Source organism: Streptomyces sp. NPDC046557 (assembly GCF_040645975.1).
GTDB lineage: Bacteria > Actinomycetota > Actinomycetes > Streptomycetales > Streptomycetaceae > Streptomyces.
This window is the reverse complement of the sequence record NZ_JBEYZH010000001.1, coordinates 342,176-355,610: the sequence shown is the minus strand read 5'-3', so window position 1 is coordinate 355,610 and position 13,435 is coordinate 342,176. Positions and strand designations below refer to the sequence as shown.

The following is a 13,435-nucleotide window of genomic DNA, read 5'->3' as shown; positions in this document are numbered from 1 at the left end:
GCGCCGTCGGTTTCCCGCCCCGCCGGCCTACCGGTCGCGCGCACCGTCGTCGTCCGCGTGCTCGCCCTCCGGGGCGAGCGGCTCTCCGGGCCGTCGACGCGTCGATTCCTCCTTGCTCCGGCCGCGCGTGCGGCCCTCCTGCCCGGGAACCTCGCCCACCTGCTCCTCACGGCCGATCCCGGGCCGCTGGGCCTTGTCCTCCATGCCGCCGCCCGCACCGGTACCGCCCGTCCGTCCCGTCCCGTCCATGGCCGTCCTCCTCGTCGCCGCAGGGCCCGCGTCGGGCCCTTCCCCTCCCGCGTCTACCCCGGACGGCGGCCCCGGCACGCAGGGCCCACCCCGAACGGGCAGGAGTGCCGAGCGGCGAAGCGGGTAGGCGCCGCGTATGTTCGCTTCCGTGATCGACAGCACCGCCTCACTGCTGGCCCGCGGCTACGCCTGGCTGCCCGGTCTACAGGAACGGGCCGGAGAGGAACCGGTCGTCACGCGGCTGATGGGCCGACGGACGGTCGTCCTCGACGGCCCCGGAGCGGTGGAGTTCTTCTACGACGAGCAGCACGTGCTGCGCGAGGGCGCGCTCCCCGGCCCCGTCCTCGACACCCTCTTCGGCCGGGGCGCCGTGCACACGCTGGACGGCGACCGCCATCGCGTCCGCAAGGACATGTTCGTCTCCCTCCTCATGGCCGAGGGCGGCATCGCCGCGCTCACGGAACGGTTCACGGCGCGCTGGCCGCGCGCCGTGGCCGGCTGGCAGGGGCGCGAGGTGGTGCTCTTCGACGAAGTGAGCGCCGTCCTCGCCGGCGCCGTCTGCGACTGGGTCGGGCTGCCCCTCTCGGAGGGGGCGGCGCGCTCGGTCGGCGAGGACTGCGTCGCCATGGTCGACGGCTTCGCCACCGCGGGCCCGCGCCACTGGAAGGCCCGCCGGGCCCGGGCCCGGCAGGAGCGGGCGCTGTGCCGCGCCGTGACGGAGCTGCGCGGCGCGGCCGTCCCGGTCCCGCTCGACGGACGACCCCGCTCGGCCCTGGCCGCGGTGGCCTGGCACCGCGACGCCGAAGGGCGCCTGTTGGAACCCCGGACCGCGGCCGTGGAACTCCTCAACATCATCCGCCCCACGGTGGCCCTGTCCTGGTTCGCGGTCTTCGCCGCGCACGCCCTGCACAGCGCCCCCGTCCACCGCGACCGGCTCCGGGGGGACGACGGCACGTACGCCCGGGCCTTCGCCCACGAAGTCCGTCGCTTCTACCCCTTCGCCCCCTTCGTGGGCGGCCTCGCCGCCCGTGACCTGCGGTGGCGGGACACCCCCGTGCCCGAGGGCAGCCTGCTCCTGCTCGACCTGTACGGGCGCAACCACGACCCCGAGCTGTGGCCCCGGCCCTGCGACTTCGACCCCTGCCGCTTCGTGGGCCGTGAACCACCGGCCAACGACCTCGTCCCCCAAGGCGGCGGGGACGCCCGCACGGGGCACCGCTGCCCGGGCGAGGACATCGCCGTCAATCTGCTGACGGCCCTCGTCACCGCACTCGCGCAGTTGGAGTGCGATGTCCCGGATCAGGATCTGACGATTCCGCTCCACCGGATGCCCACCCGGCCGCGCAGCGGTTTCGTCGTCGCCCACGCGCGCACGGCGGTCCGCGCCGACGGCGTGCCGTCCCGCGGCGTGCAGGCCCCCCACCCGTAAAACCGAACAGCCGTAAACCGAACAGCCGTGAAGCCGAAAGGTCGAAACCGTCAACCGATCGAAGGAGTGACCATGCCTGCCGGATCCAGCCCGAAGCGCGAGCGGCAGTACGAGCACATCAAGGAGAGCGCGGAGGAGCGCGGCGAGAGCGCCGACCGGGCCAAGGAGATTGCCGCCCGCACCGTCAACAAGGAGCGGGCGCGGGCCGGGGAGTCGAAGACGGCGAGCAAGACCTCCCTGGAGGACATGTCCTCGTCCGAGCGCGGCGGCCGGCATTCCCACAGCGGTGCGCAGGGGCCGACCTACGACCAGCTCTACGCGGAGGCCAAGCGCAAGAACCTGCAGGGCCGCTCGTCCATGAACAAGGCCGAGCTCAAGGAGAAGTTGGGCAAGTGAGCCCCGGGTGGTCCCGGGCCGCGCGACGCCCGGGACGCCCAAGCCGCCGCCCCACCGGCCGTACGGGAGGAAACGCATGAACCGCGCCGCCTTGTTCGATGTCGACGGCACCCTCGCCGACACCAACCACCTGCATGTGACGTCCTGGTGGGAAGCCCTGCGCCAGGCCGGTCACGACGTGCCGATGCATGCCATCCACCGCGCGATCGGCCTCCCCGGTGAGGACCTGATCGCCCACTTGCTCGGCGACGACCGCGACTCCGACCGGGACGAGGCGTTGAAGGCCGCCCACGACACCCTCTACGCCACCTACTTCGACCGGCTCCCCGGCTTCGACTCCGCCGCCGAACTGCTGCGCGCACTCGACGGGCGCGGATGGCGGGTGGTGCTGGTCACCTCGGCCGGAAGCACCGAACTGGAGGCACTGCGGCGGGCGATCGGCGCCGACGACGCCATCACCGCCACCGCGAGCGCCGACGACGTCAGCGCGGGCAAGCCGGCGCCCGACCCGGTGCACCACGCGCTCGACCTCGCCGACGCGCCCGCCCACGCCTCGGTGTTCGTCGGCGACAGCGTGTGGGACATGAAGTCCGCCACCCGGGCCGACGTCGCCTGTGTGGGCCTGCTGTGCGGCGGCATGCCGCGCCAGGACCTCGAAGAGGCCGGGGCCCGCGCGGTGTACGCGGACCCGGCCGAGTTGCTCGCCCGTCTCGACGACAGTCCGTTCGCCGGGGAACCGGGGGAACGCGCTTCCGAGACGTCCCCCTCATCCCGGACGGGGCTCTCCGCGGGAAGGGGAGCGGCATGACCGCGACACCCGCGCCCGAGACCGGCGCGGCGGGCGGCGGGCTGCGCGTCGTGGTCGTCGGCGCCACCGGCAACGTCGGCACCAGCGTCGTACGTGCCCTGCTCGACGACCCCGCCGTCGGATCGGTTCTGGGCCTCGCGCGCAGGCTCCCCGACTGGCGGCCGGACGGCACCGACTGGCGCGCCGTGACCATCGAACCGGGCGGCGACGATCTCGTCCCGCTCTTCGAGGGCGCCGCCGCCGTGGTCCACCTGGCATGGAAATTCCAGCCCACGCACGATCCCGCCGAGACCTGGCGCACCAACGTGCTGGGCGGCATCCGCGTGTTCGACGCCGTGGCCGCCGCCGGGGTGCCCGCACTCGTCCACGCCTCCTCGGTCGGCGCGTACTCGCCGGGCCCCAAGGACCGCGCCGTGGACGAGTCCTGGCCCACGCACGGGTGGCCGCAGGCCGCCTACACCCGGGAGAAGTCGTACCTGGAGCGGGTCCTGGACACCTACGAGACGGCCCACCCCGAGATCCGCGTGGTACGGATGCGGCCCGGTTTCCTCTTCAAGCGGGAAGCCGCCTCCGAACAGCGCCGGATCTTCGCGGGCCGGCTGCTGCCCGGCCGGCTGGTCCGGCCCGGCCTCATCCCGATCGTCCCCGACCTGCCCGGGCTGCGCATGCAGGCGCTCCACACCGACGACGCGGCGGCCGCCTACGTCGCCGCGGTCACCCGGCCCGTCCGGGGCGCCTTCAACCTCGCCGCCGACCCGCCGCTGGACGCGGCACGCCTCGCCGAGATCTTCAAGGCCAAGACCGTGCGGATGCCGGCCGCGCCGGTCCGGGCCGCGCTCTCCGCCGCCTGGCGGCTGCGCGCCGTACCGGCGTCCCCCGACCTGTTCGACGCGGTGCTGCGGCTGCCGCTGCTGGACAGTGCGCGGGCCCGCGCCGAACTCGGCTGGGAGCCGCGGCACACCGCGGTGCAGGCGGTGGAGGAGTTCCTCGACGGCCTGCGCGAGGGCGCGGGCATGGGCACCGTGCCCCTCGCCCCGTAGCCCCTAACTTGCCCCATAGCCCCTCACTCGCCCGGCGGCGGCCCCTCGCCCGGCCCCTCGCCCGGTGGCCCTGAGCGGCTCCACGCCGGTGGCCCTGAGCGGCTCCACGCCGACCCAGGGCCATCGGCCCGGTGCCCGCCGGCTCAGGGCTTCAGCAGGGTCTTGATCATGCCGTCTTCCTTCGCCTGGAACATGGCGTAGGCCCGCGGCGCCTCGTCGAGCGGCATGGTGTGGGTGGCGAAGCCCTCGACGCCCAGCGGGTCGGAGTCCTCCAGCAGCGGCAGGATGTCGTTCACCCATGCCCGGACGTTCGCCTGCCCCATCCGGAGCTGGATCTGCTTGTCGAACATGGTCAGCAGCGGCATCGGGTCGGCCGCGCCGCCGTAGACGCCGGACACGGAGACCGTGCCGCCCCGGCGCACCAGGTCGATCGCGGTGTGCAGCGCGGTCAGCCGGTCCACTCCGGCCCGTTCCATCAGCGGCCTGGCCATGCCGTCCGGCAGCAGCCCCGTGAACCGCTGCGCGGCGGACGCCAGCGGGGCCCCGTGGGCCTCCATGCCCACGGCGTCGATGACGGAGTCCGGGCCGCGGCCGTCCGTCAGGTCGCGCACCGCCGCCACCAGGTGCTTGCCCTGCTCCTTGAGATCCAGCGTGTGGACCCCGAACGCCTTCGCCCGCTCCAATCGGGCCGGCACCAGGTCCACGCCGATGACCAGCTTCGCACCCCGGTGCAGGGCGACCCGCGCGGACATCTGCCCGATCGGCCCGAGGCCGAGGACGGCGACGCTGCCGCCCGGCGGGACCGCCGCGTACTGCACCGCCTGCCAGGCGGTCGGCAGCACGTCGGACAGGTACACGAAACGCTCATCCGGCGGTCCTTCGGGGACCTTCACCGGCAAGCTGTCACCGAACGGGACCCGCACGTACTCCGCCTGCCCGCCGGGGACCTGCCCGTAGAGCTTGGTGTAGCCGAACAGCGAGGCGCCCTTCTCGTACTCCCGCACCTGCGTGGTCTCGCACTGCGAGTGCAGGCCCTGGTCGCACATGAAGCAGTCGCCGCAGGAGACGTTGAACGGGACGACCACCCGGTCACCCGGGCGCAGCGTCGTCACGTCCGCGCCCACCTCCTCGACCACGCCCATGGCCTCGTGGCCGAGGATGTCCCCGGGCTCCAAGAACGGCCCGAGGACCCCGTAGAGGTGCAGATCGGAGCCGCAGATCCCGGTGGACGTCACCTTCACGATGATGTCCGTCGGGTCCTTGATGCCGGGATCCGGAACGGTCTCCACCCGCACGTCTCGCGTGCCCTGCCAGGTCAATGCGCGCATGGTCTTCCCTCCGTCGAAGAAGCGGACTCTTCATCCCGCGCCTCCCCACCTCACGCGGCCGCACACCTGGCGGGTACGTGTGGTGCGCCCGGGACGGGGTAGCCGCCCGTTGACCGACCGACAACGGAGGTGCTGGATGTCGCTGAGCCTCGGATTCCCCCAGGCGCGTCACGAATTCGCCCGGCTGTGGACCCTCCCCGGGGTCTACGCCCCGCAGGAGGACACCTGCCTCCTCGCCGAAGCCGTACGGGACGAGGTGGCACCGGGCATGGACGTGCTGGACATCGGCACCGGCAGCGGGGCGCTGGCCCTGTACGCGGCGCGCCGAGGGGCCCGGGTGACCGCGGTGGACGTCTCTTGGCGCGCGGCCCTGACCGTACGCCTCAACGCCCTGCGGATGCGCCAGCCGGTCACCGTCCGGCGGGGGAGCGTGGCCACCGCCGAGACCCTCGGCCCCTTCGACCTCGTCGTCAGCAACCCGCCCTACGTCCCCGCCCCCGACCCCGGCGTGCCCACGCGCGGGCCCGCGCGCGCCTGGGACGCGGGCCACGACGGGCGCGAGATCGTCGACCGCATCTGCGCCACCGCCCCCGGGCTCCTCAAGCCGCACGGCACCCTGCTGATCGTCCACTCCGCCCTCTGCGGCACGGAGGAGACGCTACGGCGGCTCACCGCCGCCGGGATGCGGGCCGAGGTCGCGGACCGGACCCGCATCCCCTTCGGCCCGGTGCTGCGCTCCCGGCTGCCCTGGCTGCGCGAGCGGGGTCTGGTGGGCCCGGAGGAGACGACGGAGGAACTGGTCGTCGTCCGCGCCGTCGCGCCCGCCGCCCCCGCACCCCGAGACGCCCACCGGCACCTGAGGAGGGTCCACCCGTGACGGCGAGCACCACCCGCCCCCGCACGTCCGCCACCCCCCGGCTCCCGTCCCCGCGCGGAACCCTCTCCGCCGCGGTGGCCGCGGCCCTGCGCGACCCGGCGGCCCCCCTCCCCGACACCACCGCCGCCCACACCGCGGACCCGTACGGCGACGACCTGCACCTGGCCCTCTACCTGCTCTACGAACTCCACTACCGGGGGTTCGAAGGCGTCGCCGACACCCGCGAATGGGACCCGGCACTCCTGACCCTGCGCCGCGCCCTTGAGCACCGCTTCCTCACCGCCCTGCGCGCCGACGCCCCCGGAGGCCGCACCGTCGACGAGGCGTTCGGCGAGCTGCTGCTGGAGCCCGTCGACCACTCCGGCAGCGTCAGCGGGTACCTGGAGCGCGACGGTGACCTCGGGCAGGTACGCGAGTACGCCGCCCTGCGCTCCCTGTACCACCTCAAGGAGGCCGACCCGCACGTCTGGGTCATCCCGCGCCTGCGCGGCCGCGCGAAGGCCGCCATGGTCGCCATCGAGTACGACGAGTTCGGCGCCGGGCACGCCGACCGCGTGCACGCCGAGCTGTTCGCCCGCCTGATGGCGGACCTGGGCCTGAACACCGACTACGGCCACTACCTCGACGCCGCCCCGGCCGAGGCCCTCGCGATCGTGAACCTGATGTCCCTGTTCGGGCTGCACCGGGCGCTGCGCGGTGCGCTGGTCGGCCACTTCGCCTGCGTCGAGGTCACCTCCTCGCCCGGCTCCCGCCGGCTGGCGGCGGCCATGCGCCGGCTGGACGCCGGCGCCGCCGCCGAGCACTTCTACGACGAGCACGTCGAGGCCGACGCCGTCCACGAGCAGCTGGTGCGCCGCGAGGTCATCGCCGGTCTGTTGGAGGACGAACCCGAGCTGGAAGGCGACATCGCCTTCGGCGCCGACGCCACCGTCCTGCTGGAGGACCGCCTCGGCGCCCTGCTGCTGGACCGGTGGCGGCAGGGCGCGAGCGCGCTGCGGACACCCCTGTGACCGCCGGGCCCGCCGCCGTCCGCCGCGTTAGGCTCGAACCATGTGCTGAAAGGGGTGCCGCCGATGTGCCGCTGGCTCGCGTACTCGGGTTCGCCGGTCCTGCTCGACACCGTCCTCTACCGTCCCGAGCACTCGCTGATCAACCAGAGCCTCCACGCCCGGATGGGCGTGGAGACGACCAACGGCGACGGTTTCGGCATCGGCTGGTACAGCGAGCACGGTGACGGCACCCCGGCGGTGTTCCGTGACATCGGGCCGGCCTGGAACAACCGGAACCTGCGCGAGCTGGCGGCCCACGTCAGCTCGCGGCTCTTCTTCGCCCACGTCCGCGCCTCCACCGGTTCCGCCATCCAGCAGACGAACTGTCATCCCTTCCGGCACGGCCGGTGGCTGTGGATGCACAACGGGGCGATCACCGACTTCCACCGGCTCCAGCGGGACCTGTGCATGGCCGTCGACCCGGCCCTCTTCTCCTCCATCGAGGGCTCCACGGACTCCGAGCTCATGTTCTACCTGGCCGTCACCTTCGGCCTCGACCAGGACGTGCCGGGCGCCGTGGGCCGGATGGTCGGCCTGGTCGAACGACTCGGCAAGGAGCACGGCGTCGACGACCCGCTCCAGATGACGATCGCCGTCAGCGACGGGCAGAAGGTCTGGGCGTTCCGCTACTCCAGCCAGGGTCGCTCCCGGTCGCTGTTCTACAGCAGCCGGGCCGACACCGTGCGGGAGCTGTACCCGGAGCTGCCCTACCTGCGGAAGGTCTCCGACGACACCCGCCTGGTGGTCTCCGAACCCCTCGGTGACCTGCCCGGCGTGTGGAACGAACTCCCCGAGGCGAGCTACGTCGTCCTGCCGACCGGCGACGAGGAAGAGGACTACCTCCCCTTCATCCCCGAGCCGCCCTGAGCCCGCCGAGCCCGCCGCCGGGAGGCTCGGCGAGCCGCACCGCCGACTCCAGCAGCAGCGCGTGGACGAAGGCCTGCGGCAGGTTGCCCCGCAGGTCCTGGCGGACGATGTCGAACTCCTCCGCGTACAGGCCGGGGGGCCCACAGGCCGCGCGGTTGCGCTCGAACCACCGCACGGCCTCCACCGGCCGGCCCTGCTGGTGCTCGGCCAGTGCCATCAGGAACCCGCACAGCAGGAAGGCGCCCTCCGCGTCCCCCAGCGGCCGGTCGTCGTGCCGGAACCGGTAGAGGTAGTGGTCGCGGCCGAGTTCCGCGGCCACCGCGCGCACCGTCGCCCGGCTGCGCGGGTCGGCGGCCGACACGGCGCCGCGCAGCGCCGGGAGCAGCAGCGCGGCGTCACAGCCCGGGTCGTCGGGGGAGCGCTGCCAGCGGCCGCTCGGGTGCAGCCCCTCGGCGGCGGTCCGGGCGACGATGTGGTCGGCGAGGGCCGCCCAGCGCGCCGCCCGACCGGCGCCCGCCGCGCAGTCCGAGGCGGCGGCGCGCAGTCCCGCGGCGCAGATCAGACGGCTGTGGGTCCAGTGGGCGTCCCGGAGTTCCCAGATGCCGGCGTCGGGGCGTACGTGCCGTTCGGCGATCGCGTCGGCGGCGATCCGCACCGCCCGCCGGCCGTCGTCGTCCAGCGCGTCGTGCCGGGCGGCGGCGGCCAGGAGCAGCAGCGCCTCCCCGAACACGTCGAGCTGGAACTGCCGGTTGACGCGGTTGCCGACGACGTCGTAGCCGCCGGGGTAGCCCGGCAGGTCCAACCGCCGGATGCCCGGGACCGGTCCGCCCGCGGAGGTGTAGGCCGGGCGCAGCCGGGCGCCGTGTTCCAGCAGCCGCGCGGTCAGGAACCGGACCGTGTCGTCCAGCAGCGGATGGTGGCCCGCCGCGGCGACGGCCTGCCCGACGTAGCACAAATCCCGGATCCACACGTACCGGTAGTCGTAGTTGCGGCCCTGCTCGGCGCCTTCGGGCAGGCTGGTGGTGGCTGCGGCCACCGTCCCGCCGTCCGTGCCGGTCATCCCGCGCAGCACGGCGTAGGCGAGCCGGGCGTCCCGGGCCCCCAGAGCGCCGCGGAAGCCGTCGGGGACCCGCTCGCGCCAGTGATCCTCGGTGGCCCGCCACAGCCGGTGGGCGGATTCCGGCGGGCCGAGCGGCCGGTCGGAACACTCCAGGACCAGATCGTGGACGCCGCCGCCCTCCAGTCGCAGCTCCGCGGACAGCAGCGGCCGGCCGCCCTCCTCCTCGACCCGTGCCCCCGGCGCCCCCGACCAGCGCAGGTGGAGTCCGGCGGCGCGCGCGGTCCAGCTCCCGTCCTCCGCGCGCCGCAGTCCCCGCACGGGCGTGTCGCCGAACGCCGCCGACAACTGGAGGGACACCACGGTACGCACCGGGCCGTCCACCGCCCGCACCTGCCGGAGCACCACCGCGCGGTGCGGGTCGGCCGGGTAGGCGAGCGCCTGGCGGCACTCGGTGCTACCGGTGCGCCCCGTCCAGCGACCGCGCCAGATCAGCGACCCCTCCTCGTACCAGCCGCTGCGGACACCGGGCTCGTCCGGCGCGATCCGGTACCAGCCCGGGCCGCCGATCAGCGCCGCGAACACCGCGTCGCTGTCCCAGCGCGGCACGCAGAGCCACACCAGGTCCCCGCACGGCCCCACCAGCGCGCCGCGCTCACCGTCCGCCAGCAGCGCGTAGTCGCGCAGCGACCGGGGCGGCGGGGGACCGGAGGAGGGCACCACGACGGCCGCCTCAGCCGGTCCGGTAGGCGGCCGCCCGTTCGGCGCGCAGCGTCAGGCCGAGCCCCGGCGCCCCGTCCGCCCCGGGGCGCAGTACGCCGCCGCGTGGCGGGAGGGAGCCCTCGAAGAGCAGCTCCTCGACACGCACGTGGTCGTGGAACCACTCCAGGTGGCGCAGGTTCGGCACGGCGGCCGCCGCGTGGGCGTGTGCGTGCGGGGCGCAGTGTCCGGACAACTGGAGGCAGTGTGCCTCCGCGAGGGCCGCGGCCCGCAGCCAGCCAGTGATCCCGCCGCAGCGGGTGGCGTCCGCCTGGAGGCAGTCGACGACCGGCGCCATCCTGGCGAAGTACGGCAGGTCGTAGCCGTACTCGCCGGCGGCCACGTCGGCGGTGACCGCGTCCCGCACGACCTCCAGGCCCGCCAGGTCGTCGGAGGAGACCGGCTCCTCGAACCAGGTCACTCCCAGCCCCGCCAGCACCCGTCCCACGCGCACGGCCTGTTTGCGGGTGTAGCCGCCGTTGGCGTCCACGAACAGTTCGGCGTCCTCGCCGATCGCCAGCCGCGCCTGCTCGACCCGGGCGAGGTCCCGGTCCTCGCAGTTGCCCCAGGACTCGCCGATCTTGATCTTGAAGCGCGGGATGCCCTGCTTTCGCCAGCCGTCCAGTTGCTCGTCCAGGCGCTGCCGGTCGTAGGTGGTGAAACCGCCACTGCCGTACACCGGCACCTCCCGGCGGACCCGTCCCAGCAGCGCGGCCAACGGGAGCCCCAGCAGGCGCGCCTTCAGGTCCCACAGGGCGATGTCCACCGCCGAGAGCGCGCCCGCGACCAGCCCGGGCCGGCCGGCGTTGCGCACGGCGCGGCCCATCGCCTCGTGGGCGCCGGGCACGTCCAGGGCACTGCGCCCCAGCACCGTCTCGCGCAGAAGCTCGCGGACGACATCGGCCGCGGCGCCGGCACCGTACGTCCAGCCCGTGCCCGTCACCCCAGCCGCCGTCGCCTCGACCAGGATCATGGTGGTGGAGTCCCAGCGGATCGTGCCGTCCGCTTCCGGGCCGTCGGTCGGGATCGTCAGCACCCGCGCCTCCAGCCCCCGCACCGGCGTGTCACCGCGTACGCTCACCGCCCGCCTCCTTCCGCCGGGAGCGGAGCGCGCAGCCCGCTCCGGGCGCCGGCGACCAGCCGCGAGGCGGCACGGTCGACCAGCGCCATGATGGTCAGCGCCGGGTTCGCCGAGCCCTGCGTGGGAAGCACGCTGCCGTCGGTGACCAGAAGGTTGGGAACCGCGAAGGAACGCAAGGACGCGTCCACGACACCGTGCGGGGCGTCGCGGCCCATCCGGCAGCCGCCGACGAGGTGGGCGAACCGCTCGATCGTCATCACCTCCGTCGCGCCGGCCGCGCGGAGGATCTCCTCCATGGTGGTGCGGGCGGCACGCACCAGCGCCCGGTCGTTGTCGCACAGACTGTGTGAGAACTCGGCGACGGGCAGCCCGTAGCGGTCCCGCTGCCCGCTGAGCGTCACCCGGTTCGTGGCCTGCGGCAGGAACTCGCAGAGCGCGCCCAGCGTGGCCCAGTGGATGTAGTCCTGCATGTAGCGGCGCAGGTCGCGTCCCCAGTGGCCCTGGGCGGCCACGTGCTCGGCCCAGGTGACGGGCATCGGCGAGACCGTCTGGATCGCGTACCCGCGCCGGTAGGGCCGGCGGCGGTCGCTCTCGTAGAACTCCTCCGTGGAGACCTCGGGCGGCGGCGCCTTGTACGCGCGGATCTCCTCGGCGAAACGGCCCGAGGTCTGCGGCGCGCCCTGCACCATCACGTACCGGCCGACCAGGTCGTGGTCGTTGCACAGTCCGTCGGGGAAACGGCGGTTGGCGGAGTTCAGCAGCAGCCGGGGCGTCTCGATCGCGTACCCCGCGACCGCCACCGTGCGGGCCCGCTGGAGGTGCTCGCGGCCGTCGCGCAGGTACCGCACCCCGGTGGCGAGGCGGCCCTCGTCGTCCGTCACCACGGTCGTCGCCATGCAGTGCGTACGGATCTCCGCGCCGTGCGCGAGGGCGTCCGGGACGTGTGTGATCAGGGTGGACGCCTTGGCGTTGACCTTGCAGCCCTGGAGGCAGAAGCCACGGTAGACGCAGTGCGGCCGGTTCCCGAAGCGGCCGTTGGTGATCGCCACCGGTCCGACCCGGGCCTCGATGCCGAGGGCCGCCGCACCCCGCAGGAAGATCTCGCCGTTGCCGCCGACCGGGTGCGGGGCGTGCGGGTAGGCGTGCGGGTCGCCCCAGGGCCAGAACTGGCCCGCGACGGGCAGTTCCTGCTCGATCCGCTCGTAGAACGGGCGCAGGTCCTCGTAGGACATCGGCCAGTCGGCGCCGATCCGGTCGTCGGTGAGCATGGAGAAGTCCGACGGGTGCAGCCGCGGCACGAACCCGGCGAAGTGCACCGTGGAACCACCTACGCCCCGGCCCGAGTTGTTGGAGCCCAGCGGCACGGGGTCGGTCCCGGACAGCACCCGGGGTTCGGTCCAGTAGAGGTGGTGGGAGCCGGCCTCGTCACTGACCCAGTGCCGGTCGGGATCCCAGAACGGGCCCGCCTCCAGGCACACCACCGACCAGCCGGCGCGCGCCATGCGCTGGGCGAGGGTGGCGCCGCCGGCCCCGCAGCCGACGATGACGAGGTCCACCTCGTCGGAGTCCTCGAACCGGCGCATGTCCCGGACCAGGCGGGCGTCGAAGCGGGCGTCACCGTCGGGCAGCAGCCAGGCCGACGCGTTGCGTTCCCGCACCGCCCGCTGCGAGCCGGCGGTCAGCTTCAGCGTCTCCCGCAGGGCCCGGGCCCTGCCCACGCCCGCGCCGTCCGCCCCGCCCGCGCCGCCCGGCCCTTTCGGCCCGCCGCGCCCGGTCACCGGGGCCGTCCTTCGGCGCCGCCCGGCGCGGCCGGGTCCTCGGGCGCCTCGTCCGGGTGCTCCCAGGGCTCGCGCAGCCCCACGCCGAGCCGGGAGTGCCCGCGGGGATAGGCGGGGCCGGCGAAGCCGATCTCGTTCCATGCCCAGGGGTGGGCGTAGAAGGCCGTACAGGCGTAGCGCATCAACAGGTCCCACAGGTGCCCGACCGGCATCCCGTGCCACTCCTTGCCGGGCGTCTCGTGCGCCGTCACCCGGACACCCTCGATCAGCTCGTCCTGACGTTCGGGCGTCAGTCCCGCGAAGGAATCCGTCCTGTACCGCTCGGCGGCCTCCACGTCGAGCCCGCGCAGCGACCTCCGCCAGGCCTCGCCGTCCTCGGGCATGTCCCGGTGGTGCCAGCCGTCGGTCTGTCCCTCCGCCAACCGGGAGTCGATCATCTGCAGGATCGGCACCTTCGGAGCCCCCGGCGGTCCGTCCTGGGCGAGGAGCCGGTCGAAGAGCGCGGAGGCGGTCGCCTCCTCGGGGAGGGTGAAGAACCGCAGGTCGGGCTGGAGCGTCAGGCGCCCCGTCACGACCGCGCGCGTGGCGCCGTCCCAGGTGTCCGCCTGGTCGAACACGTCGAAACCGGGGAAACGCCGCCCGGACTCCCCGGACGGCACCGTCCGGGGCTGCGCGGCACCGCTCTGCGGGCCGGGGCGCGGCTTGCGTAGGGGCATG

Annotated in this window: 13 protein-coding genes; 7 read left to right on the top strand and 6 right to left on the bottom strand. The window is 74.2% G+C overall.

Annotated features, from left to right (window positions below; all coding sequences use genetic code 11):
* Window positions 1-27: 27 nt before the first annotated feature.
* A complete protein-coding gene (locus ABZ934_RS01760; protein WP_361307421.1) occupies window positions 28-249 on the bottom strand; it encodes a hypothetical protein in 222 nt (73 codons plus the stop codon).
* Window positions 250-397: 148 nt separating this feature from the next.
* Here ABZ934_RS01760 and ABZ934_RS01755 point away from each other — a divergent pair, with 148 nt between their 5' ends.
* The 4 genes from ABZ934_RS01755 (at window position 398) to ABZ934_RS01740 (ending at window position 3,922) form a co-directional block, all read left to right on the top strand.
* Window positions 398-1,678 (top strand): cytochrome P450, encoded by a 1,281-nt coding sequence (locus tag ABZ934_RS01755; protein WP_361307419.1) that lies wholly within the window; start codon window positions 398-400, stop codon window positions 1,676-1,678.
* 72 nt (window positions 1,679-1,750) lie between these two features.
* A complete protein-coding gene (locus tag ABZ934_RS01750) occupies window positions 1,751-2,074 on the top strand; it encodes a plasmid stabilization protein (RefSeq protein ID WP_361307417.1) in 324 nt (107 codons plus the stop codon).
* 76 nt (window positions 2,075-2,150) lie between these two features.
* Entirely contained in the window at window positions 2,151-2,882 is a 732-nt protein-coding gene (locus ABZ934_RS01745) for an HAD family hydrolase (protein ID WP_361307415.1), read from the top strand.
* The gene (locus tag ABZ934_RS01740) at window positions 2,879-3,922 is read left to right on the top strand and encodes an NAD-dependent epimerase/dehydratase family protein (RefSeq protein WP_361307413.1); all 1,044 of its coding nucleotides are present in this window, start codon (window positions 2,879-2,881) and stop codon (window positions 3,920-3,922) included. The genes ABZ934_RS01745 and ABZ934_RS01740 overlap by 4 nt, the downstream gene beginning before the upstream one ends.
* Before the next feature lie 143 nt (window positions 3,923-4,065).
* Here ABZ934_RS01740 and ABZ934_RS01735 read toward each other — a convergent pair whose 3' ends face one another.
* On the bottom strand, window positions 4,066-5,250 hold the full coding sequence (locus tag ABZ934_RS01735; RefSeq protein WP_361307411.1) for a zinc-dependent alcohol dehydrogenase: 1,185 nt from the start codon (window positions 5,248-5,250) through the stop codon (window positions 4,066-4,068).
* 136 nt (window positions 5,251-5,386) lie between these two features.
* Here ABZ934_RS01735 and ABZ934_RS01730 point away from each other — a divergent pair, with 136 nt between their 5' ends.
* The 3 genes from ABZ934_RS01730 (at window position 5,387) to ABZ934_RS01720 (ending at window position 8,043) form a co-directional block, all read left to right on the top strand.
* Window positions 5,387-6,127 (top strand): HemK2/MTQ2 family protein methyltransferase, encoded by a 741-nt coding sequence (locus ABZ934_RS01730; protein WP_361307409.1) that lies wholly within the window; start codon window positions 5,387-5,389, stop codon window positions 6,125-6,127.
* Window positions 6,124-7,137: an iron-containing redox enzyme family protein gene (locus ABZ934_RS01725; protein ID WP_361307407.1), complete on the top strand. Its 1,014-nt coding sequence runs from the start codon at window positions 6,124-6,126 to the stop codon at window positions 7,135-7,137. The genes ABZ934_RS01730 and ABZ934_RS01725 overlap by 4 nt, the downstream gene beginning before the upstream one ends.
* 63 nt (window positions 7,138-7,200) lie before the next feature.
* Complete coding sequence (locus tag ABZ934_RS01720) at window positions 7,201-8,043, top strand: class II glutamine amidotransferase (protein ID WP_361307405.1); 843 nt, start codon at window positions 7,201-7,203, stop codon at window positions 8,041-8,043.
* On the opposite strand, the gene ABZ934_RS01715 is transcribed toward ABZ934_RS01720, so the two are convergent.
* Genes ABZ934_RS01715 through ABZ934_RS01700 form a run of 4 tightly spaced genes read right to left on the bottom strand, consistent with a single transcriptional unit; the run spans window position 8,024 to window position 13,434 of the window.
* Window positions 8,024-9,823, bottom strand: coding sequence for a glycoside hydrolase family 15 protein (locus ABZ934_RS01715; protein ID WP_361307403.1), 1,800 nt, complete (start codon window positions 9,821-9,823; stop codon window positions 8,024-8,026). The two genes, ABZ934_RS01720 and ABZ934_RS01715, sit on opposite strands and share 20 nt — an antisense overlap.
* A 10-nt stretch (window positions 9,824-9,833) precedes the next feature.
* On the bottom strand, window positions 9,834-10,940 hold the full coding sequence (locus ABZ934_RS01710; RefSeq protein ID WP_361307401.1) for an enolase C-terminal domain-like protein: 1,107 nt from the start codon (window positions 10,938-10,940) through the stop codon (window positions 9,834-9,836).
* The gene (locus ABZ934_RS01705) at window positions 10,937-12,718 is read right to left on the bottom strand and encodes a GMC family oxidoreductase (RefSeq protein WP_361307399.1); all 1,782 of its coding nucleotides are present in this window, start codon (window positions 12,716-12,718) and stop codon (window positions 10,937-10,939) included. The genes ABZ934_RS01710 and ABZ934_RS01705 overlap by 4 nt, the downstream gene beginning before the upstream one ends.
* Window positions 12,715-13,434: a gluconate 2-dehydrogenase subunit 3 family protein gene (locus tag ABZ934_RS01700; RefSeq protein ID WP_361307397.1), complete on the bottom strand. Its 720-nt coding sequence runs from the start codon at window positions 13,432-13,434 to the stop codon at window positions 12,715-12,717. The genes ABZ934_RS01705 and ABZ934_RS01700 overlap by 4 nt, the downstream gene beginning before the upstream one ends.
* Window position 13,435 lies beyond the last annotated feature (1 nt).